Source organism: Candidatus Pelagibacter communis (assembly GCF_001179985.1).
In the GTDB taxonomy this organism is placed as follows: domain Bacteria; phylum Pseudomonadota; class Alphaproteobacteria; order Pelagibacterales; family Pelagibacteraceae; genus Pelagibacter; species Pelagibacter ubique_J.
Genome location: NZ_CVSI01000028.1, coordinates 22993 through 44027, shown reverse-complemented (window position 1 = coordinate 44027; position 21035 = coordinate 22993). Strand labels below are relative to the sequence as shown.

At 28.1% G+C, this 21035-nt stretch carries 22 protein-coding genes; 7 read left to right on the top strand and 15 right to left on the bottom strand.

The genetic code is table 11. The annotated features are described in order from the left end of the window. Window positions 1–28: 28 nt before the first annotated feature. Window positions 29–340 (bottom strand): hypothetical protein, encoded by a 312-nt coding sequence (locus tag AMN80_RS01385; protein ID WP_075520230.1) that lies wholly within the window; start codon window positions 338–340, stop codon window positions 29–31. 122 nt (window positions 341–462) lie between these two features. Between AMN80_RS01385 and AMN80_RS01380 the strand changes: the two genes are divergently transcribed. Beyond that, window positions 463–1773, top strand: coding sequence for an NCS2 family permease (locus tag AMN80_RS01380; protein ID WP_075520295.1), 1311 nt, complete (start codon window positions 463–465; stop codon window positions 1771–1773). Between the two features lie 37 nt (window positions 1774–1810). Here the strand turns inward: AMN80_RS01380 and AMN80_RS01375 are convergent, their stop codons facing one another. After that, a complete protein-coding gene (locus AMN80_RS01375) occupies window positions 1811–2341 on the bottom strand; it encodes a phosphoribosyltransferase (protein WP_075520229.1) in 531 nt (176 codons plus the stop codon). A 58-nt stretch (window positions 2342–2399) separates the two neighbouring features. On the opposite strand from AMN80_RS01375, the gene AMN80_RS01370 reads away from it, so the two are divergent. Further along, window positions 2400–3293 carry a glycosyltransferase family 17 protein gene (locus tag AMN80_RS01370; protein WP_075520228.1) on the top strand — a complete coding sequence of 298 codons (894 nt, stop codon included), beginning with the start codon at window positions 2400–2402 and terminating at the stop codon, window positions 3291–3293. 1 nt (window position 3294) lies between these two features. On the opposite strand, the gene AMN80_RS01365 is transcribed toward AMN80_RS01370, so the two are convergent. Together AMN80_RS01365 and AMN80_RS01360 are read right to left on the bottom strand one after the other, a co-directional pair. Next, on the bottom strand, window positions 3295–3921 hold the full coding sequence (locus AMN80_RS01365; protein WP_075520227.1) for a DNA-3-methyladenine glycosylase family protein: 627 nt from the start codon (window positions 3919–3921) through the stop codon (window positions 3295–3297). After that, window positions 3914–4795: a DMT family transporter gene (locus AMN80_RS01360; protein WP_075520226.1), complete on the bottom strand. Its 882-nt coding sequence runs from the start codon at window positions 4793–4795 to the stop codon at window positions 3914–3916. The genes AMN80_RS01365 and AMN80_RS01360 overlap by 8 nt, the downstream gene beginning before the upstream one ends. 44 nt (window positions 4796–4839) lie before the next feature. Between AMN80_RS01360 and msrA the strand changes: the two genes are divergently transcribed. From msrA to AMN80_RS01340, 4 genes are read left to right on the top strand one after another with little or no spacing between them, the layout of a single operon-like run. Then, complete coding sequence (gene msrA / locus AMN80_RS01355; protein ID WP_075520225.1) at window positions 4840–5286, top strand: peptide-methionine (S)-S-oxide reductase MsrA; 447 nt, start codon at window positions 4840–4842, stop codon at window positions 5284–5286. After that, complete coding sequence (locus AMN80_RS01350) at window positions 5283–6107, top strand: sulfurtransferase (protein WP_075520224.1); 825 nt, start codon at window positions 5283–5285, stop codon at window positions 6105–6107. The genes msrA and AMN80_RS01350 overlap by 4 nt, the downstream gene beginning before the upstream one ends. Further along, the gene (locus tag AMN80_RS01345; RefSeq protein WP_075520223.1) at window positions 6104–6967 is read left to right on the top strand and encodes an efflux RND transporter periplasmic adaptor subunit; all 864 of its coding nucleotides are present in this window, start codon (window positions 6104–6106) and stop codon (window positions 6965–6967) included. The genes AMN80_RS01350 and AMN80_RS01345 overlap by 4 nt, the downstream gene beginning before the upstream one ends. Before the next feature lies 1 nt (window position 6968). Continuing rightward, window positions 6969–10061 carry an efflux RND transporter permease subunit gene (locus AMN80_RS01340; protein ID WP_075520222.1) on the top strand — a complete coding sequence of 1031 codons (3093 nt, stop codon included), beginning with the start codon at window positions 6969–6971 and terminating at the stop codon, window positions 10059–10061. On the opposite strand, the gene AMN80_RS01335 is transcribed toward AMN80_RS01340, so the two are convergent. The 4 genes from AMN80_RS01335 to AMN80_RS01320 are packed head-to-tail and all read right to left on the bottom strand — an operon-like array spanning window position 10058 to window position 11831. Further along, on the bottom strand, window positions 10058–10654 hold the full coding sequence (locus AMN80_RS01335; RefSeq protein ID WP_075520221.1) for a transglycosylase SLT domain-containing protein: 597 nt from the start codon (window positions 10652–10654) through the stop codon (window positions 10058–10060). The genes AMN80_RS01340 and AMN80_RS01335 overlap by 4 nt on opposite strands. 14 nt (window positions 10655–10668) lie before the next feature. Further along, window positions 10669–11100, bottom strand: a complete 432-nt coding sequence (locus AMN80_RS01330; protein ID WP_179850266.1) for a thermonuclease family protein — start codon at window positions 11098–11100, stop codon at window positions 10669–10671. Window positions 11101–11149: 49 nt separating this feature from the next. After that, window positions 11150–11458, bottom strand: a complete 309-nt coding sequence (locus AMN80_RS01325) for a DUF1476 domain-containing protein (RefSeq protein WP_075520220.1) — start codon at window positions 11456–11458, stop codon at window positions 11150–11152. Further along, window positions 11439–11831: a VanZ family protein gene (locus tag AMN80_RS01320; RefSeq protein WP_075520219.1), complete on the bottom strand. Its 393-nt coding sequence runs from the start codon at window positions 11829–11831 to the stop codon at window positions 11439–11441. The genes AMN80_RS01325 and AMN80_RS01320 overlap by 20 nt, the downstream gene beginning before the upstream one ends. 47 nt (window positions 11832–11878) lie before the next feature. Here AMN80_RS01320 and AMN80_RS01315 point away from each other — a divergent pair, with 47 nt between their 5' ends. Then, window positions 11879–12601 carry a 2,3-bisphosphoglycerate-dependent phosphoglycerate mutase gene (locus AMN80_RS01315; RefSeq protein ID WP_075520218.1) on the top strand — a complete coding sequence of 241 codons (723 nt, stop codon included), beginning with the start codon at window positions 11879–11881 and terminating at the stop codon, window positions 12599–12601. Here the strand turns inward: AMN80_RS01315 and AMN80_RS01310 are convergent. Genes AMN80_RS01310 through polA form a run of 7 tightly spaced genes read right to left on the bottom strand, consistent with a single transcriptional unit; the run spans window position 12587 to window position 21022 of the window. Continuing rightward, entirely contained in the window at window positions 12587–13279 is a 693-nt protein-coding gene (locus tag AMN80_RS01310; RefSeq protein WP_075520217.1) for a sugar phosphate nucleotidyltransferase, read from the bottom strand. The two genes, AMN80_RS01315 and AMN80_RS01310, sit on opposite strands and share 15 nt — an antisense overlap. 5 nt (window positions 13280–13284) lie before the next feature. Beyond that, window positions 13285–14190, bottom strand: a complete 906-nt coding sequence (locus AMN80_RS01305; protein ID WP_102133615.1) for a phosphotransferase — start codon at window positions 14188–14190, stop codon at window positions 13285–13287. Next, on the bottom strand, window positions 14180–14650 hold the full coding sequence (tsaE, locus tag AMN80_RS01300) for a tRNA (adenosine(37)-N6)-threonylcarbamoyltransferase complex ATPase subunit type 1 TsaE (protein ID WP_082256532.1): 471 nt from the start codon (window positions 14648–14650) through the stop codon (window positions 14180–14182). Before tsaE ends, AMN80_RS01305 begins: the two co-directional genes overlap by 11 nt. Further along, window positions 14634–15920 (bottom strand): adenosylhomocysteinase, encoded by a 1287-nt coding sequence (ahcY, locus tag AMN80_RS01295; protein ID WP_075520216.1) that lies wholly within the window; start codon window positions 15918–15920, stop codon window positions 14634–14636. Before ahcY ends, tsaE begins: the two co-directional genes overlap by 17 nt. Window positions 15921–15962: 42 nt before the next feature. Beyond that, window positions 15963–17501, bottom strand: a complete 1539-nt coding sequence (locus tag AMN80_RS01290) for a HAMP domain-containing sensor histidine kinase (protein ID WP_075520215.1) — start codon at window positions 17499–17501, stop codon at window positions 15963–15965. After that, window positions 17501–18199 (bottom strand): response regulator transcription factor, encoded by a 699-nt coding sequence (locus AMN80_RS01285; protein WP_075520214.1) that lies wholly within the window; start codon window positions 18197–18199, stop codon window positions 17501–17503. Before AMN80_RS01285 ends, AMN80_RS01290 begins: the two co-directional genes overlap by 1 nt. A 48-nt stretch (window positions 18200–18247) precedes the next feature. After that, complete coding sequence (gene polA / locus AMN80_RS01280; RefSeq protein WP_075520213.1) at window positions 18248–21022, bottom strand: DNA polymerase I; 2775 nt, start codon at window positions 21020–21022, stop codon at window positions 18248–18250. Between the last annotated feature and the right edge of the window lie 13 nt (window positions 21023–21035).

Genomic DNA, 21035 nt, shown 5'->3' with positions numbered 1-21035 from the left:
CCTTGCTTGTGGGGTAAAGCCCCACAAGTTAAAAACATCCTTTTGAAGAATAACCTACAACAAAATCACTTTCATCAATTTCAAAACTTCTTTGACATTTAATCCCGTATTTTTTTGAAATATATATAATTTTTCCTGAACCAGGTGGTTCTCCATCATTTGGCATTGTTAAATCTGGGTATCCAAATTCTGCAATCAACAAATTTTTTTTTTTGTTTAGAAATTTCATTAAATACTTATCTTCTTTTTGAATAACTTCATCAGCTTTATTCTGTACCGTTTTACAGGACGATAAAGAAACAAATGACAAAATCAAAAATATATTAATTATTTTTTTCATTAGGTCGAATATTAGCATAGGAGAAATTATTAAAAATAAACTTATAGTTGAATATTGTGAATAAAGAATATTTTATTAAGGAATTATTTTATTAATCTGATAATTTTTTAATGGGAGGATTTATGCTAGACAAATATTTCGAATATAAAAAACATAAAACAGATTTTAGAACTGAGGTTATTGCGGGTGTTACTACATTTCTAACAATGGCCTATATAATGTTCCTAAACCCTTTTATTTTATCGGGGGAATTCGCTGGACCTGAAAAAGGTTTTTTCGATTTTGGTGCAGTATTTACTGCCACAATTTTAGCAACCGCTCTTGCTTGTTTCATAATGGCTTTTTACGGAAAAACTTGGCCAATAGGACTTGCCCCAGGTATGGGAATAAATGCTTTTGTGGCTTTTGGTGTAGTTGCGGGTATGGGTTACACTCCACAAGCTGCTTTAGGTGCAGTTTTAGTAGCTGGAATATTATTTTTAATTATTTCTCTTACACCTTTAAGAGCATGGTTAATAAACTCAATTCCAAAAAGTTTAAAATTAGGAATTGGAGCAGGTATAGGATTGTTTTTAGCCATAATAGGTTTGGAAATTATGGGAGTTGTTGGAGATCATCCGGTTACTTTAGTAACGCTCGGTGATTTAAAAAATCCTTTAGTGCTATTAGGGTGCTTAGCTTTTGTTGCAATGGTCGTTCTTGAAAAACTTAAAATTAAAGGAAATATTATAATTGGAATCATTGCTTTTAGTATAATTGCATGGGTAACAGGTCTAGCAAAATTTAATGGGGTAGTAAGCTCGCCTCCGCCAATGACATATTTATTTGATTTTGATTTAAAAGCGGCATTATCAGCAAGTATGTCAACTGTGGTCTTTACATTATTATTTATCGATTTTTTTGATACAGCAGGGACATTAACTTCTGTGGCTAATGTGGCTGGAAAAGTAGATAGTAAAGGTAGAGTTACGGATATAAATAAAGCCATGATGTCTGACAGTGTTGCTACAGTTGCAGGCGCTATGATGGGTACTACAACTGTAACAAGTTATGTAGAATCAGGCGCTGGTGTCAAAGCAGGTGGACGAACAGGTATGACCTCTTTAGTAATTGGAATTCTGTTCTTATCATGCTTATTCTTTTCTCCTCTTGCAACAAGTTTGCCAAAGGAAATTGATGGAGCTGCACTTTTGTATGTTGCTGTTCTTTTTGTAAGAAACATTACTGATATAGAATGGAACGATATAGCAGAGTCTGCACCCTCAATCGTGGCTATGATTACAATGCCACTCACTTATAGTATAAGTAACGGGATTGCTCTAGCATTTATATCTTATGCTTTAATAAAAATTTTTACTGGAAAAATATCTAAGACTTCTCCTGCAATTTGGTTAATAGCTATTTTAAGTGTAGTAAGTTTTTTAGTTGCTTAAAATTATAAAAGATGGGCTGGTAAATAAACCAGCCCACTTACTTTAATTCTTTTTTTAAATCCTCTATTGAAACTAATTCCCTTAACTCATAAGGAAAAACAATCCATGGATTATAATTTAAATTATGTACTATATAATCTGACTTAAAATTAGATTTTTCTTTTTTATAAAGCACAGCCGATTTAAAATTAATTTTTTTATCTTTGAAATCTTCGTAACTTTTTAACCAACTTAGAGTTTTTTCGAGGGTAACACCTGTGTCTATTAAATCATCTGTTATTAGTATATTTTCTCCATAATCTCTTGAAGTAGTTGAAAGATCTCTTGCAAAAGTTAATTCATTTTGTTTGTTAGCAATTTGATTATCTTTTTCAGCTGAATAGCTTTCAACACCTAAATATCCACACTTTACATTAAAAATTCTACTTAAAATATCTCCTACCCTCAAACCACCTCTGGCTATACAGATTATAAAAGAAGGTTTAAAACCACTTTCACTTATTTGAATTGCTAATCGATCTATTGATCTATTATATTCATTCCAGTCAATTATTAGTTTTTGTGTCATCTAAAAATATTAAATTTTTAGATTTATATATCAAGATATATAAGTTAGAAATCATTTTATGCGAATCTTTGACTGTTTCATGTTTTATGACGAAAATGTTGTATTAGATATTAGGTTAAATTCTCTAAGAAATTTTGTTGATTATTTCGTAATTGTTGAAAGTAAGTTCTATCATAATGGAAAAAAAAGGGATCTAAAATTTGACATTAATAGATACTCAGAATTCAAAAATAAAATAATCTATATTGTTCAAGACGAAGAACTGCAAAACTTAGAAAAAATTAATGAAAATGACGATGAGGGAATGATTTCATCTAAGCTTATATCTAATGCTCATAAGAGAGAGAATTTTCAAAGAAATCTAATTATCAATGGTTTAAACAAAGCTAATGAAGATGATTTAATAATTATTTCAGATGTTGATGAAATACCAAATTTAAAAGATCTAAATATTGCAATAGTAAAAAATAAAATAGTTATTTTTGAACAAAATATTTTTTACTATAAATTGAATAGATATCTCGAGGGCTTTGTATGGTATGGAAGTAAGGCTTGTAAAAAAAAAAATTTAAAGTCGCCCCAGTGGCTTAGAAATATCAAAAATAAAAAATTTAATTTTTGGCGGCTTGATACTCTTTTTTCTGGAAAAAAATATATTAATAAAGTTTATATAAAAGATGGAGGCTGGCATTTTTCAAATTTAAAGAAACCAATTGACATAGAGGTCAAATTAAAATCTTATTTGCACCACCGAGACTTTGAAGTCGAAAATATTGATTTAAAAGAAATATCGAGATTGATGAAAAATAATGAGACTATTTATGACATGTTTGCAGATAAAAAAGAGAAAAAATTTTCTGAAAAAAAGAAAAAGTTAGCTCTTTATCCAAAAAAAAATCTTCCATCTTATATTCTTGAAAATGAAAATAAATTTAAAGATTGGTTAGACTAAATTAATATTGTATTGGTTCATCATCTATTGATCTCCATAAATACCATGTAGCTACAGTACAATAAGGAGTAAATTTTTTATTCAGCTTTTTTATAAAATTTTCTGGAGGATGATATTTTTTTTTATAGTTGTTTGAAATAGCTCTCAATAAACCAATATCTTGAGTTGGCCAGATGTTTGACCTATTTAAATTAAAGATTAGTATCATTTCTGCAGACCATCTCCCAATTTGACGTAAATCTGAGAGGTATTCGATTGCTTCCTCATCACTCATATATTTAATTTTTCTTGTATTGAAAGTTTTATTGTTAATTTTCTTTGCGAGTTCTTGAATGCCTTTTATCTTTTGTCTACTTAAACCACACTTTTTAAGTTTCAATTTATTTAATTCAGCTACCTTACTAGGCTTTATTTTACCTTTGCATGCTTTTGAAAATTTTTTAAAAACTGAGTTAGCAGCTGCAACACTTATTTGTTGACCAATAATACTTTTACATAAAGAATAAAACAAATCTTTACGGGTTGTTAAAGTTTTATCTTGATATTTTTGGATTAAGCCCTTCATAATCTTATCTTTTTTAGACAAAACTTTTATCGCTTTATTCCAATAATGCGGTTTTTTAGTCATGTCTTTGTATTGTTGGTGCTTTTTTAATTATTATTTCACGTCTAAAAATTATAATTGAAGACAAGATTACTAATAATCCGCCGATTAATGATTTTAAAGATGGAACTTCACCCCATATTAAATAACCAAAAAAAATAGCAAATACTAATCCTAAATATTTTAATGGAGTAACTAAAGATACCTCAGAAAATTTATAAGATTGGCTTAGCCAGAGGTTTGCGACACCACCAAACAAACCAACTAGAGATAAAACAAAAAAATCAAAAAAGGATGGTAATTTCCAACCATAAGGTAAAGTACATAATCCAGCAATTGTGATGGCAATTGAAAAATTTAATGAAATTAACCAAACTGGTTCAGTTGAAGAAAGCTGTCTTATTGCAATTGCAACATATGAAAGACCAATACAAAAAATTATTGGGAAGATATAATAAATATTTAAACTTTCAAAGCCTGGCTCTGTAATAATTAAAATTCCTACAAATCCAATTATTACAGCGAGCCACCTATAAATACCAACCCTCTCACTTAAAAAAAATATTGAAAAAATAGTTGTAAATATAGGTGCAGCAAATGATATGCTAACTACTGTAGCTAAAGGTAAGTTTCTTAGTGCAATAAATATTGCCACCATTGCTATAAGACCTACAAAGCATCTTAAAAAATGTAAAAATGCTCTTTTTGTTTGATAAAAATTATTTATTCTATTTTTAGGTATTACAAAAAAATAAAATACTATACCAAAAAAACCCCTAAAAAAAACAACTTGACCAAGTGGATAATCTGCAGTCCATTTTATTATTAAATCCATTAGTGAGAAAGCGCACACTGATAGAAACATGTACAAAAAACCTAATTGATTTTTACTGAGCATATGATTAACTCAATATACTTTTAGATACTTTAATTTAATAATCAATGGAAATAGCAATCTTAGGTTTGGGATGTTTTTGGGGACCAGAAAGAAAATTTGGTTATATAGACGGTGTAACTAATACTGAAGTTGGATACTGTGGCGGAAAAAATAAAGATACAAATTATCAAGAAGTTTGTACTGGTACTACTGGACATGCTGAAGTAGTAAAAATTGAGTTTGATGAAAATATCATTTCATATGAAAAAATAATAAATCTATTTTTTGACTTTCATGATCCAACCACTCTTGACCGACAAGGTCCAGATATAGGAACTCAGTATAGAAGTGAAATTTTCTATTTAAACGAAATACAAAAAAAAGTAGCTGGAAAAGTTTTAAATGAGAGAAATTTAGATTTCAAAGGTAAGATTGTTACAAAAATAACTGAGGTTTTGAATTATTGTAAAGCTGAGGATTATCATCAAAAATATCTTATGAAAAATTTATGAGTCTAATTTCAACTGACTTTGCAGAAAAAAATTTAAAAGAATTTAAAATAATTGATGCCTCATGGCATTTACCAACTGAAAATAGGGATCCTTATTTAGAATATAAAGAGCGTCATATTCCAAACTCCGTTTTTTTTGACCTAGACAATACATCTGAAAAAAATACTGATCTTCCTCACATGTTACCCTCTGAGGGTCAATGGAGCAAAAGTATTTCTAAGTTGGGCATTTCGAATAATGACAAAATTCTTATATACGATAACTCAAGATTATATTCAGCTTGTAGATGTTGGTTTTCTTTATTGTATTTTGGCCATGATATTGAAAAATTATATATTTTAAACGGAGGATTGAAAAAATGGAAACAAGAGAATAAAGCTTTGACCAATGAGAAAACCAATATTGTAACTTCAAATTATAAAGCAATTAAAAAAGAAAATTATGTTTTTAATATGAACCAAATAAATGAAAATATTGATTCAAATAATTTTGTAGTAGTTGATGCGAGAAGTCTTAAGAGATTTAATGGGGAAATAGATGAACCTAGAAAAGGATTAAGAAGAGGGAGTATCAAAAATTCTTTATGTTTGCCTTTTGGAGAATGTATAAATCAAAGTACAAACGAATTTAAAACTAAAGACGAACTTAAATTAATTTTTAAAAAAATAATAAAAACGAAGAACAATAATAAATTTGTTTTTTCTTGTGGATCAGGAGTCACTGCTTCAGTATTAGCATATGCTTATAAGTTGATAAATAATGACTACCAGCCAATTATTTATGATGGATCTTGGAGTGAATATGGTAAGTATTCACCATGATTAAATCGAAAAAAATTCAATTTTTTTTAATAATTTTATTAATTATTATAATTTCAGTAATAATAGGTAGGCATTTTGTTACTAAACACTTTGTAAAGAAATTTTCCAAGATGCCACCACCAGGTGTGATAGTTAACGCTGTAAGCAAGTCCACATTTTATGAAAGTATAGAAACTTTTGGAACCGCATTATCTCTTAAAAATAAAAATTATAGAATAAAAAAAAGTGAAATATTAAACGAAAATATAATTATAGGTAAGGTTGTTGAAGAAGGAGAGGTTATTTTTGAAACCTCAGATAAAAAAATTGTTGCTCCTTTTAAAGGTATTTTGGGAAAAAGAGAGATAGCACAAGGAGTTTTGGGAACTGAGTCTTTTATATTAACTTTGGATGATACAACATCAATATTACTAAATATTAAAGTTCCTGAAATATATTTAAACATATTAAAACCTGGGCTTTCAGCTGAAGTTAAATCAGACTCGTATGAAAAAAAATTTTATGGTACTATAGAGTCTGTAAGTTCTAGAGTAGACCCCAGTACAAGATCTGTACTTGCAAGCATAATTGTTGAAAATAAAGACTTAAAGTTAATTCCAGGTATGCTTTTAGATATAAAAATAATTTACGATAAGAAAGAACAATTAGGAATTCCTGAAAATTCACTTTTAATTCAAGGTGAAACTGCTTTTGTCTACAAAGTTCTTGAAGATAATATGGTTATTAAAACCAAAGTGAAAATTGGAAAGAGAAACTTCGGTAAAGTTTCGATAATTGATGGATTGTCTTTAGGAGACAAAATAGTTACCGAAGGAATATCAAAGGTAAGAGACAAAATTAAAATAAAAATTTTAAATTAAAATGTTTCTAACTGATTTATCTATTAAAAGACCTGTCATTGCTTCAGTGATGAGTTTAGTATTAGTAATATTTGGTAGTCTAGTTTTTTTTGAGATCCCTACAAATGAAATTCCAGATATTGATAGACCAGTAGTATCGATACAAACAGATTATAAAGGTGCGTCTGCAAATGTTGTTGATAAACAAATTACTCAAAAAATTGAGGACTTTGTTGGAGGTACTGCCGGGTTAGTTTCTATAGAGTCAATGAGTGAAGATGAAAGGTCAAGAATTGATCTAACATTCAAAGATAATCTTGATATTGATGATGTGGCAAATGACGTAAGAAGTTCGATTGCAAGAGTATTAGATAATTTACCTACTGAGTCAGATGCGCCTGAAATATTCAAACAATCAGCTGGTTTTAGAACAACCATGTGGTTAAGTTTTAGTTCTGACTTTATGTCTGATCTTGAATTGACAGATTATGCGGATAGGTATTTGACAGACTATTTTTCAACAGTTGAAGGTGTTGGAAGAGTACGGTTAGGTGGAGAGAGGGAACTTTCTCTTAGAGTCTGGTTAGATCCACTGTCGTTAGCAGCTAGAGATCTTACAACTCAAGATATAGAAAATGTCCTTAGGCAGGAAAATGTAGAATTTCCTGCTGGAAAAATAGAATCAAAAGATATTGATTTAACAATTAAACTGGAGAATGCATATGAATCACTTGAATCTTTTAAAAAATTGCCATTAAAAAAATCGATAGACGGATCTATTACCAAACTTGAAGATGTTGCTAGAATCGAATTCGGTCCAGTGTCAACAAGAACATTATTTAAAGGAAATGGAAGACAAGTAGTGGGTATAGGTATTTATCAAAACTCAGATGCAAACACAATTTCAGTAGCAAACAGAATTAAGAAAAAAATAAAACAAATTGAACCCAGTCTACCAGATGGAACAAAATTAGAAGTTTCTTTTGATAGGAGTAATTATATTTCAAGTGCAATTAAAGAGGTTTATAAAACACTTTTTGTAGCCTTAATACTTGTATCATTTATAATTTACTCTTTTTTAGGTAATTTTAGGTCATTAATAGTACCCCTTGTTGCTTTGCCCGTTTCACTAATTTCTACATTTCTAGCGATATATTTTTTCGATTTTTCAATAAATCTTTTCACGTTAATGGCACTAGTACTTGCTATTGGAGTTGTAGTAGATGACGCCATAGTAATGTTAGAGAATATTGTAAGAAGAATTGAACTTGGAGAGTCACCGTTAGTTGCAGCTTACAAAGGTTCAAAACAAGTTTCATTTGCAATTATTGCAACAACATTAGTTCTTGTAGCTGTTTTTATTCCTCTAATTTTTGTTAAGGGATTATCAAGTGTTCTTTATATGGAAACTGCTGTTACCTTAAGCTTTGCAGTGATAATTTCTAGTTTTGTAGCTTTATCCTTAAGCCCAATGTTAGCAAGTAAGGTCCTAGGACAAAATGATAAAAAAAATAAATTAACTCACAGTTTCGAAAAAAAATTCAAAGACTTTAAAATATTTTATAAGAACTCACTTTCATATTGGATCGATAAGAAAAAAACAGTTATATTTTTTTTGTTTTTTGTCTTAATATTAACAATAGCAGCATTTCTCTATGCCCCCAAACAACTAATACCAAAAGAAGATAGAGGAGCTTTTTTTGTAATTGTAAAAGCACCACAAAGTTCTGGCTTTGATTTTACATCAAACAAAGCTCAAGAAATTGAAGGATTTCTCCTCCCTAAAATTGGCAAAGGTGAGTACAGAAGAGTAATATTAAGAGTACCTGGGTTTGGAAAAAGTAGTAAACAAGTAAACTCTGCATTCATAATCGCTTTACTAGAGAGTTGGGAAAAAAGAGATAGAAGTGGTCAAAAAATCATGATGGAGTCTTTTAAAGAAATTTCTAAAGTGCCTGGAGTTTTAGCTTTTCCAATAATGCCACAAGGGATTAGAACTGGTGGTGTAGAAAAACCTATTCAATTTGTAATACAAGGAAATACTTATGAAGAATTAATAAGATGGAAAGAAATAATAAAATTGGAGGCAAGAAAAAATAAAAATCTTACTAATATCGAGGATGATTTTGAATTAAATAAACCAATTTTAAATGTTAAGATTGATCAAAAAAAAACTTCTGACTTAGGTATCTCGACTGTAGAGATAGGAAAAACTATTGAAACAATTTTTGGCTCAAAAAATGTTACTAACTTTACTAAAGACGGAAAAGAATATTCTATAATATTACAGGGTGATATATCTAATAGAAATCAGCCATCAAGCTTAAATAAAGTTTATGTGAGATCAAAAAATACTAATAAGCTTATTTCTCTTTCTAACTTAGTTACAATTGACGAGGAAGGAACTGCTCCATTTTTATCAAGATATAATAGACAAAAAGCTGTGACAATATCTGCGAATATTATTGGTGATTACACATTAGTGTCAGCACTTAATTTTTTGGAAGATGTTGTAAAGGAGAATACCCCAGAGGCCAGAGTTGAATTCAAGGGTGAAAGTGAGCAAATAAAGGAGGTTAGTTATCAAATATATTTAATATTTGTTTTAGCACTAATAACTGCTTATTTAGTGATGGCTGCCCAGTTTGAAAGTTTCAAACATCCGTTAACCATCATGTTAACAGTTCCACTAGCTATTTTAGGTGGTTTGGTCGGTTTGTTATTAGTAGGAAGTTCAATAAATGTTTATAGTCAAATAGCATTAATTATTCTTATAGGTCTAGCCACAAAAAATGGGATATTGATTGTTGAATTTGCAAATCAATTAAGAGCCGAAGGAAAGAATATTAAAACAGCTGTTATGGAGTCAGCTAGCATTAGATTAAGGCCAATATTAATGACATCTTCCTCTACTATATTTGGAGTTTTACCATTAATAATTAGCAGTGGTCCTGGCGAGGCAAGTAGATTAACTGTTGGTATAACGATATTTGCAGGTATGTTTTTTTCAACATTTTTTACCTTGTATGTGATACCAATAATTTATTTGATAATTGGAAAAAATACTAAAAGTATTAATTATATTGAGGACAAATTGAATAAAGAGTTAAGTTAATAAATTATAAATTTCTTTCGACTTAATTTTTTTTTACACTTCGTTAATTGTTTTTTATATATTTCAGAATAACCTTTTACTTTTTTAGCTAAATTAATAACCTTTTTATTTCTTTTATAGTGTTTATAGTTGCCCCACCCTTCGTGGTAAGCAATGTATTGTCTAAAAGGATCTTCTTTCGAAATTTTTAATATTTTCGAGGATTTGCTTGTATACCATCCAATAAAATCTACACTATCTTTAAACCTGTTTCTAATTGCTAGCGGATTGTTTGTTTCTTTTTTGTATTGTTTCCAGGTACCCTTGACTGCTTGAGAATACCCAAAAGAGGATGAAGGTCTTTTATAAGGAATTATTTTAAAAATCTTATTTCTCTCGGGTTTAGCAAGCCAATCGAAATCGGACTCCATTTTAATTATTGCTAATTGTAAATAAATTGGTGTGCCCCATTTTTGCTCCGTTTTTTTTGAATGCTTGTACCATAAATATCTTTCAGAAAATATTGAACAGCCATCGGATGTATTTTTTGGTATCGATGAGCAACTTATTAAAAAAAAGAAAAGAATTATCGAAGTTTTTTTAATATGAATCACTTCAGAATTATAATTTATTTATTTTTTTTTCTCCATTCCCATGGTTTATCAAATTGACCTTTCCATAAACCTAATTTTTCTCTTTTAGCTTGTATTTCAGAACTAATGTATTTTTTCGAATACTTAGTGTAATTTAATGCTAACCCATTTTTAACCATCCAATTGTTTAAATCTATTTTTTTTTTATAACAAATTGCAATTAATCTTTTATAGCGATCATGCTTTTCACCTTTGCACTTTATTTTATTTTTTGAAATAATTTTATCTAATCTTTCTTTTGCTACTAAACCGCATTTGTATTTTTTATTTAAAGTAATAAAATTAAATTGTATCCAAGGTTTTTTACAGAATTGGTCAATTTCAGGTGCATCTATTCCTAATAATCGGATTCTTTTTTTATTTATAATTATTGTGTCACCATCAATAACTTTTGCAAATCCCTCCACCTCTAATGAATAAACAGGTTTTGAGAATAAAAAAAAAAAAATAAGCAAACTATAGAAAATCTTTTTTTGCAGTTTGAAGTAGTTCATCTAATTTTTCTCTAACATCATTTTCTGAAATATTTTTGTCTTTTAAATCTTGGTATAATTTTTTAATTATATCTTCATCGCCAGGTTCGCTAAAATCAGATTTTATTACTTCTAATATATATTGTTCTTTTTCTTGATCTTTTTTACCCAAAATTCCTGCAGCCCATTCACCTAAATATTTGTTTCTTTTTGAATTTACTTTAAATTTAAGCTCTTCATCATGAGCAAACTTATTTTCAAAATTTTTTTTTCTATCTTCGAACGAACTCATAAAATTTCATTAATATATAAGAAATTATAACACCTGTTATGTTACCAATCAAATCCTCAAATTGAAAACTTCTATTTGGAATTACAATGTGTGCTAGTTCTAGGGTTATTGAAATAAAAAATAAATATAAAAAAATGTAGTTAAGTTTTTTTGAGTCATTTGAATAACTTAAAACAGCAATAAACGATAAACTTAAAAAAGTATAAAAGTGGTTAGATGATAAAGATAAGAAATCTTCTGTTAACTGAGGTTGTGATTTTAAATTTCCATGTACTATCCACCCAAGAATACTCCCTGGATATAAATATAGAATTATTATAGTAAAATTAGAAATTTTGAAAAATAAGTCTAAATATTTTCTAATTTTTCTCATTATAAACATTTATTTAATTGTAATTTTAAGTTATCAAATATGTATAAATGGTGCACCTTGTATTAATAAGACATGGACAGAGCGAATGGAATAGTCAAAATAAGTTCACTGGATGGGTTGATATAGATTTATCTGATAAAGGTAAAGATGAGGCAAAAACTGCTGGTGAATTAATTATTAAAGAAAATCTTAAATTCGATTACTATTTTTCCTCATTTCAAAAAAGAGCTATCAATACTTTAAAGTTAATCCAAGAAACTATAGGAATTAAAAATCTAGAGTTTGAAGAGGCTTGGCAACTGAATGAAAGACATTATGGAGCTTTAACTGGCTTAAATAAAGAGGAAATGAAAAAAAAATTTGGAGAAAAAAAAATACATGAGTTTAGAAGATCATGGAGTTTAAAGCCTGAAAATTTAGATAAAAATAATTTATATCATCCGTTAAATATAGAAAAATACAAAAACATTCCAAAAAAAAATATTCCTGACTCCGAATCTTTAGAAGACACATATAATCGAGTTATCCCATATTTTGAAAGTAAAATATTAAATCTATTAAAATTGAAAAAAAAAATATTAGTTACTGCACATGGAAATTCTATTAGAGCTTTATGTAAATATTTGTTTAAAATAAGTAATGAAAATATCTCAAATTTAGAAATACCTACTGGTAATCCCTTGGTTATAAATTTTGATAAAAATTTAAAGGTTATTAATGCAAGGTATCTTGATAAATCAAGAGCTAAAAAATTATTATTTACTAATTAACTTTTTATAAATTTTAATATCAGTTATGTGTTTAAATTTAATTTTACTTTCATAGCCATATAAATTTTTATCCATTAACAATTTGTTCCAAACTAATGAAATCGGGAAAATTTTTTTTTTTATATTACTAAACAGATCTCTGTTGATTATTTGACAGCCTGTGAATATGTATTCTTTTCTTGAATTATACGTAAGAATATTTTTTTTCATTGAAAAATCACCACTTAGTCTTTTATCAAAACTTCTTTTTTTTTTAACTACAAGTAGTATGTTTGAGGCCTTTTTAGAAAAATATAAATTTTTCATTTTAATTATTTCCATTAAATGCTTTTTGGTCCAAATTGTGTCTGGGTTTAAAACTAAGTAATTTTTATCTTTTGAAGATTTTACAATATTTAAAATGCCCCCTCCTGTGTTCAAAATTTTTCTTTTTTCCTCAAACACTTTAATTTTTTTGGATAATTTCTTTTCTAAAATAAATTTTTTTATTTGTTGACTTAAATGATGAGAATTTAAAAAAATTTTGTTTATGTTTAATTTAAATAATAGCTCTATTGTGTTTTCTAGAAGAGACTTGTTATCTAGTTTTAAGAGGGGTTTTGGCACCTTATTTGTAAGTGGCTTTAGTCTTTTACCAAAACCTGCACACATAATTATAGCTGTGTTTAATTTTTTCATCTTTTCTACTTTTCGTTATTTAAGCAAGAAACTAACTCATCAAAAATGATATTGCCACTTGTTCTAAGTTTAATTAATTTCCATGTATAGGGTATTAATTTCAGATAATTGTTTTTCTTATCTCTTTTTGCAAGTCTTGTGAAAATTCCTAAAATTTTTAGGTTTCTCAAAACAGAAAGTATTAAAAAGTCATTTTGAAAAGATTTTCTATCTATTTTTTTACTTTTTTGTAAAAAATATGAATAAATTTTTTTTTTTAATAGATTTGATGATTTATACCTTACGTCATCTATTAATGATGCCAAATCGTATGCTGGGTTACCAATAACAGCGTCCTGGCTATCTATCAAATATATTTTTTTATTTTTATACATCATATTAGAAACATGAAAGTCTCTATGAACAAAAGTGTTATTTGGTAATTTTATTTTTTTTATTAAGATATTTATAATTTTCCTAATTTTTTTTTTTTTATAAGGTTTAGCCAATTTTCTATTATAGTAAGGTGTATACCATTTGTTAAATAAATCCGCCTCCTTATATAACTCTTTGTGATTATACTTTTTCATACAATATTGCTTTCCATTTAAGTTAATGGTTTTTATATTTTTTATTTTTTTAAACTTAATGAGTATATCAATTATTTTTTTGTAGATTTTATATCTATTATTTTTTTTTAGAATATTTTTTACACTTTTTTTTCCTAGATCAGTAATCTGTATAGAACTTTCATCATAATTATTTTTAATAAGTTTTGGGGCGAGTATTTTATGATTGTTCAAGATTTTATTAATGCAGTCATATACTAAAAGATTCTTATATTTATTTTTTTTTGAATAAACTAATATAGAGTTTCTTGACCTATAGAATTCTCTATCTGATGCATCACCTTTAATTTTTTTAAAATTCATAATTTTTACAATTTCCAAAAAGTTTAATTTTAATATTTCTTTTTTCAAAGTTTTTTAAATATTTAAATTTCAACTCAATACGGTTTTTTGGTTTAGATTTTATTTTTTCTGGCCATTCTATTAAAGAAATTACTTCATTATCCTCAAATACACCAATATTGTTCAATTCTTTGTGATTTTTTACTCTATAAAAATCATAGTGCTGAATTAATTTTTGATTAGCCAGATATTCATACATAACAGTAAATGTAGGACTTGGCACTTCAGTAATTTTTGAATTTGTTTTTTTTTGTAAATGATTTATAAAAAATCTAATAAATGTGGTTTTACCAACTCCAAGTTGACCATATAATAAAATTGTCTCTCCCAACTTTATTTTGTTTGCAATCTTGCAAGCTAAATTTTTTAAAACTTTTAGATTTGAAACTTTTATCGAGCTACCGTTAGTAGCGATAGGCATCTGGTTTATAAGGCCCTTCTTGTTTTACGCTAATATAATCTGCCTGTTCTTTAGACAACTTAGTCAACTTGGCCCCAACTTTTTCTAAATGAAGCATGGCAACTTTTTCGTCTAGATGTTTTGGTAAAACATAAACTTTTCTTTCATATTTATCAGAATTATTCCATAATTCTATCTGAGCTGTAACTTGATTTGTAAATGATGCACTCATAACAAAACTTGGGTGTCCAGTTGCGCATCCTAAATTTACTAATCTTCCCTCTGCGAGTAAAATTATTCTTTTTTTGCTAGGAAGTTCTATTTCATGTACCTGAGGTTTTATTTCATCCCACTTGTAATTTCTAAGGGCCTCAACCTGAATTTCGTTATCAAAGTGACCAATATTACAAAGTATTGCTCTATCTTTCATGTCTCTCATGTGATCCGCTGTTATAATATCTTTATTCCCGGTGGCAGTCACAACTATGTCAGCATGCTTAATCATGTCATCCATTAAAACTACTTCATAACCTTCCATAGCTGCTTGTAATGCACAAATTGGATCTGTTTCGGTTATCATTACTCTTGCACCAGCTTGTCTTAATGATGCGGCACTACCTTTTCCTACATCACCAAAACCAGCTACTATGGCTACTTTTCCTGACATCATTACATCTGTCGCTCTTTTGATACCATCTACCAAGCTTTCCCTACAACCATATAAATTATCAAATTTTGATTTTGTAACTGAGTCATTAACGTTAATTGCCGGAACCAAAAGAGTTCCTTCGCTTTCCATTTTTTTTAAAGCTAAAACACCCGTTGTTGTCTCTTCTGACAATCCTTTAATATCTTTCATAAGATATTTATAATCCTTATGCATTAAAGCTGTTAGGTCTCCCCCATCATCTAAGATCATGTTAGGTTTCCAATCTTTTTTTCCTTCAATAGTTTGTCTTACACACCACCAATATTCATCCTCAGTTTCACCTTTCCATGCAAAAACTGGCGTTCCAGATTTTGCGATAGCTGCGGCAGCGTGATCTTGGGTTGAAAATATATTACAAGATGACCATCTACACTCAGCACCAAGGTCAACTAAAGTTTCAATTAAGACTGCAGTTTGAATTGTCATATGCAAACATCCTAAAATCCTTGCACCCTTTAATGGACTCTTGCCCTTATATTCTTTTCGTAACGCCATTAGACCTGGCATTTCAGTTTCTGCTAGAGAAATTTCTTTCCTTCCAAAATCAGCTAAATTGATATCTTTTACTTTATAATCAGTCATTTTTTTTCTGCTTGTACATTAATTAAAAATTAATTCAACTAGTCAATTTATGGTAGGGAAATAAATATCAACCCTTGCTCCATTTTTAGCTTTATTATTTGATGCAATAACACTCCCACCATGTAAATCAACTAAATTTTTTACTATATTCAAACCTAGACCAGAATGTTCTCCAAATTTTTCAGGTCTATTGCTGTAAAATCTTTTAAAAATTTTTTCAGTATTTTTTTCCTTAAAACCTCTTCCTTCATCAATTACTGAAAGTTGGATTTTATTATTTTTATCTTTTTTAAGTTCAACATTAATTTTCTTATTATCTTCGCTAAAAGAAATAGAATTTTCAAGAAGATTTGCTAAAACTTGTTCAATTCTATTTTCGATACCTTTAATAAAGTATCTTCTACCATTTTTTTGAATTTTAAAATTAATCTTAATTCCTCTTTTTGAAAAGTATATTCCATTAAAATCATCAACAACTGAATTGATAACTTCTTCTAAATCAATATTCTTCATTTGCTCTTGAGTTATAGCGACTTCATCTTTTAGCATTTGCGAATAGTCTGTAATTAGTCTTTCAATTCTTTCAACGTCATGTGATAAGATTTTTACTAATTTTTCTTTCTCACTGTTACTACTTGTTTCACTTAAAATTTCTGAAGCGCTTTTTAATGATGCAAGTGGATTTCTAATCTCGTGCACTAAATCGGTAGAAAAGTTTTCTGCTGTATTTACTCTTTTTTGTAATTCATTTGTCATATCACTTAATGAGTGGGATAACATTCCTAATTCATCGTTTCTTTTAACTAAATTTGTTAAATCGACTCTTTTTTTACTTCTCTCTTTAATGCTTTGAGTAAAATTAACCAAATTTTTGATTGGCTTTAAAAAATACCTATTTAAAACCAAGGAAAAAATAAAAATTACAATTCCTACAAATATAGCAGTACGTATTATAAAAGTTTTTCTTTCATTAATCGCAGTTTTAATCTCATTTGCATTTTCTGAAATTAATAAATAACCAGACGGTGTATCATTTATTATTAAGTTTTTTACAGTAGATAATTTGAATTGCTGGTAGCTTTCAGTTGTAAAAGTAAATGGTTTGCCAAAATTAGTTGAAGAGGCATAATTCGATATTTTTTCTTTTAGCTCTGTTTCTTTTTTTTGGTTTATTTTATCTTCTTGTGTAATTATTTCATTATTATTTTTAGAAATATCAAATTCAACAATATCAATTCTCTGACTAAATGACCTGGGATCTAAGTCTAAAGTGTTAGTATCGGCTATTATAGCATAATCTTCATCTAAAAATACTACTCTATCAACACTCTGAAATAGAAATCTTTTAGAAAATAAAAAATTTTTTATATCCTCTTTGTTAAAATTAACATTCAATCTATTTAGGTTTTGTATAGTATTGTTTAAGATTTGAATGTGTATTGAAGTTTTTTTTTTAATTAAATTTGGTTGAATGTAACTTAAATAGATTATTGTCAGTGAACCTATAAACAAAAAGATAATTAGATTAATAAATAGGAATTTCTTTAAAATTGATAAATTTTTAATAATTGAGGAAAACATTAGCTAACATTCCATCTGTAACCACTGCCATATCTAGTTTCGATAGCTGAGAAATTTTCATCGACTTTTTTAAATTTTTTCCTAATTCTTTTCACATGGCTATCAATCGTTCTATCTTCTATATCTGTATCCTCTCTATAAGCAATATCCATCAATTGCGCTCTTTCTTTTATTATTCCTGGTCTTTTTGCTAATTCTTGAACTATTAAAAATTCAGTAGTTGTTAATTTATCTGGTAGTTGTTTGCCGCCCCATTCGCATTCTAATTGGGATGGATCAAGTTTAAGTTTTCCGTGATTAATAATATTTTTTGTGTCCTCAATATTAACATTCTTTTTTCTTAACTGAACACGAATTCTTTCAATTAAAACTTTTATAGAAAAACCTCCAGATTTTTTCACAAAATCATCTGCACCAAGTTTTAGTCCTAATAGCTCATCTACTTCCTCATCTTTGGAAGTTAAAAAAATAACTGGTAGAGAAGTTTTTTTTCTTAATTTTTTAAGTAATTCTTCTCCATCCATTTTTGGCATTTTAATATCAATTATAGCTAGATCTGGAGGTGTTCTGGATAGACCAATCAGTGCACTTTCTCCGTCCAAATATGTTTGAACTTTAAATCCTTCTTTTTCTAAAGCTATACTGATGCTGGTTAGAATATTTCTATCATCATCTACTAATGCAATTGTTTGAGTCATGCAGTAATTAAAAATACTAAATTGTTATAATTTGGGCAATAGTTTATCTTATTGTAACAAGCCCCAATTTTCACCAATATTAACATCTACAAGTATTGGAATTGAAAATGAATGCAAATCACTTTTTTGAACACTTTTCATTCCATTCTCTACTAATTTTTTTATATTTTCTATATTGTCTTTTTTAACCTCAAAAATTAACTCATCATGAATTTGTAAAAGTAACTTACAGTCTTTTATTTTTTTAACTTTAATTTTTTCGTAAATATTGATCATTGCCATTCTCATTAGCTCAGATGCTGATCCTTGGATTGGTGCATTTATAGCGGCTCTTTCTTGAAAATTTCTAACATTAAAATTTTTATCGTTAATTCCTGTTATATTGGTTCTTCTTCCAAAGATATTATTAACATATCCACTTTTTCTACAAAAATTTATAGTGGTTGACATATAATCTTTAATCTCAGGAAATTTTTTAAAGTAAGATTTAAGAAATTCATCAGCTTCACTTGTTGTCACAGAGATTTGTTTTGCAAGACCATACTGAGAAATACCATAAATTATTCCAAAATTTATTGCTTTCGCTTTACGCCTCAGCTCAGATGTGACATCTTTTATTTTTACATTAAAAACCTGGCTTGCTGTTAATGAATGTATGTCCTCTTTATTATTAAAAGCTTTTTTAAGTTCTTTAACATCTGCAAGATCAGCCAATATTCTCATCTCGATTTGATTATAGTCTGCAGATAAAAGGTTGCATCCTTTATTTGAAATAAATGCTTTTCTAATTTCTTTTCCATCATTAGATTTAATCGGAATATTTTGTAAATTGGGATCACTTGATGCTAATCTACCTGTCGTTGTAGCGGCTAATAAAAAACTAGTATGCACTCTACTTGTGTTAGGATTAAGGAATTCTGGTAAAGAGTCTGAATAAGTATTTTTTAATTTTGTAAGCTGTCTCCACTCTAAAACAAGTTGTGGTAACTCATGGCCTTTGTAAGCGAGATCTTCTAATACGCTAGCACCAGTAGCAAAACTACCTTTCTTCGTTTTTTTTAGAGCAGATATTTTCAAATCATTATATAATATTTCTCCAAGTTGCTTGGTTGATCCAATTTTAAATTCTTTTTTTGATATTTTAAAAATTTTTTTTTCTAAATTGGAGATTTTTTTTTGAAAATTTTCAGATAATTTATTTAAAAATTTTTTGTCGAGTTTGATTCCATTCATTTCCATATGTGCTAAAATTTTAATTAATGGTTTTTCAAAAGTCTCGTAGATATTCATTAATTTTTCATTTTTGAGATTAATTAAAAATTTCTTATAAAGTCTGAAAGTAATATCTGCATCTTCAGCAGCGTAGTCCTTTGCAACTTCAATTTTAACTTCACTAAAATTTATTTGTTTTTTTCCACTTCCTACAAGATCTTTGTATGAAATTGTTTTATGACCTAAATGAATTTCTGATAAAGTATCCATATTGTGCCTATTTTTTCCAGCATCTAACACATAAGACATCAACATTGTGTCTTCTAATGGTTCTAAATCAATACCTCTATGATAAAATATGATATAATCAAATTTGATATTTTGACCAATCTTTTTAATACTTTTGTCTTCTAGGATATTCTGCAATTTTTTTAATACATTTTTTTCCATTAAATTCTTAAAATTTTTATGGTTTAAAGGTATGTAATAAGCCTCACCAATTTTTGGTGAAATAGATATACCAATTAGTTCTGCTTGGTGTGGATCAAGAGAGCTTGTCTCTGTATCAATAGATATTTCACTTTCTCGTTCAATTTTAGATATTAATTCACTGAGTTCATTTTCATTTTTTACTAATATATACTTTTTTTTATCAATTTTACTTTCTGGCTTAGATTGGGAAAATTCTTTTCTATTTTCTTTAAAATCAACTTCGCCATAAGTCGATATTGCTGAACTCAACAACCTATTAAATTCCATATCCCTTAAAAAATTATACAATTTTTTTTTATCAATCTGTTTTAGAACAAAATCACTGTACGGAACTTTGACAGGTACATCTTTTTTTAAAGTAACTAGCTTTTTACTAATCATTGCTTTTTGTTTATTTTCTATAAGTGTTTCTCTTCTTTTGTTTTGCTTAATGTTTTTAGAATTTGTCAGAAGATTTTCTAAGGTTCCATACTCATTTATTAATTCTGCAGCAGTTTTAATTCCTATACCAGGTACACCAGGTACATTATCACTGCTATCTCCTGCTAAAGATTGAACATCTATTATTTTTTCTGCTTTTACACCAAATTTTTTTTGAATATCTTCTTCGTTAATGAACTTATTTTTCATTGGGTCATAAATTCTTATATTTTTTTTATATAGCTGCATTAAATCTTTATCAGAAGATACAATTGTAACATCTCCCCCCTTTTTTATTATTTGTTCACTGTAAGTTGCTATTAAGTCATCTGCTTCATAATTAATGAGTTCTATAGATGGTAAATTAAAAGCCTCTACAGATTTTCTAATGTAGTCAAATTGTGGAATCAAATCATCGGGTGCATCTGATCTATTTGCTTTATACTCAGAATAAATCTCATTTCTAAAATTTTTTCTAGCAGAATCAAATATGACAGCAAAATGAGTAGGTTTAGACTCATTATCAGAGGATTTTGCATCTTCTAATAATTTGAATAGCATGTTGCAAAATCCAGCTACAGCTCCTGTTGGTAGCCCATCAGATTTTCTAGATAAAGGTGGTAATGCATAGTAAGCTCTGAAAATATATCCAGATCCATCGATTAAGTAGTAATTATCTTTTTTGGATGCTTTGCTCATTAATAAATTTTAT

Excerpts from the sequence above, each read along its gene's own strand:
- AMN80_RS01360 (WP_075520226.1), bottom strand. The coding sequence starts at position 4,795 with ATGCTCAGTAAAAATCAATTAGGTTTTTTGTACATGTTTCTATCAGTG.
- msrA (WP_075520225.1), top strand. The coding sequence starts at position 4,840 with ATGGAAATAGCAATCTTAGGTTTGGGATGTTTTTGGGGACCAGAAAGA.
- polA (WP_075520213.1), bottom strand. The coding sequence starts at position 21,022 with ATGAGCAAAGCATCCAAAAAAGATAATTACTACTTAATCGATGGATCT.
- AMN80_RS01285 (WP_075520214.1), bottom strand. The coding sequence starts at position 18,199 with ATGACTCAAACAATTGCATTAGTAGATGATGATAGAAATATTCTAACC.
- AMN80_RS01370 (WP_075520228.1), top strand. The coding sequence starts at position 2,400 with ATGCGAATCTTTGACTGTTTCATGTTTTATGACGAAAATGTTGTATTA.
- ahcY (WP_075520216.1), bottom strand. The coding sequence starts at position 15,920 with ATGACTGATTATAAAGTAAAAGATATCAATTTAGCTGATTTTGGAAGG.
- AMN80_RS01290 (WP_075520215.1), bottom strand. The coding sequence starts at position 17,501 with ATGTTTTCCTCAATTATTAAAAATTTATCAATTTTAAAGAAATTCCTA.
- AMN80_RS01315 (WP_075520218.1), top strand. The coding sequence starts at position 11,879 with ATGGTGCACCTTGTATTAATAAGACATGGACAGAGCGAATGGAATAGT.
- AMN80_RS01345 (WP_075520223.1), top strand. The coding sequence starts at position 6,104 with ATGATTAAATCGAAAAAAATTCAATTTTTTTTAATAATTTTATTAATT.
- AMN80_RS01325 (WP_075520220.1), bottom strand. The coding sequence starts at position 11,458 with ATGAGTTCGTTCGAAGATAGAAAAAAAAATTTTGAAAATAAGTTTGCT.
- AMN80_RS01340 (WP_075520222.1), top strand. The coding sequence starts at position 6,969 with ATGTTTCTAACTGATTTATCTATTAAAAGACCTGTCATTGCTTCAGTG.
- AMN80_RS01375 (WP_075520229.1), bottom strand. The coding sequence starts at position 2,341 with ATGACACAAAAACTAATAATTGACTGGAATGAATATAATAGATCAATA.
- AMN80_RS01310 (WP_075520217.1), bottom strand. The coding sequence starts at position 13,279 with ATGAAAAAATTAAACACAGCTATAATTATGTGTGCAGGTTTTGGTAAA.
- tsaE (WP_082256532.1), bottom strand. The coding sequence starts at position 14,650 with ATGCCTATCGCTACTAACGGTAGCTCGATAAAAGTTTCAAATCTAAAA.
- AMN80_RS01350 (WP_075520224.1), top strand. The coding sequence starts at position 5,283 with ATGAGTCTAATTTCAACTGACTTTGCAGAAAAAAATTTAAAAGAATTT.
- AMN80_RS01385 (WP_075520230.1), bottom strand. The coding sequence starts at position 340 with ATGAAAAAAATAATTAATATATTTTTGATTTTGTCATTTGTTTCTTTA.
- AMN80_RS01305 (WP_102133615.1), bottom strand. The coding sequence starts at position 14,190 with ATGAATTTTAAAAAAATTAAAGGTGATGCATCAGATAGAGAATTCTAT.
- AMN80_RS01380 (WP_075520295.1), top strand. The coding sequence starts at position 463 with ATGCTAGACAAATATTTCGAATATAAAAAACATAAAACAGATTTTAGA.
- AMN80_RS01365 (WP_075520227.1), bottom strand. The coding sequence starts at position 3,921 with ATGACTAAAAAACCGCATTATTGGAATAAAGCGATAAAAGTTTTGTCT.
- AMN80_RS01320 (WP_075520219.1), bottom strand. The coding sequence starts at position 11,831 with ATGAGAAAAATTAGAAAATATTTAGACTTATTTTTCAAAATTTCTAAT.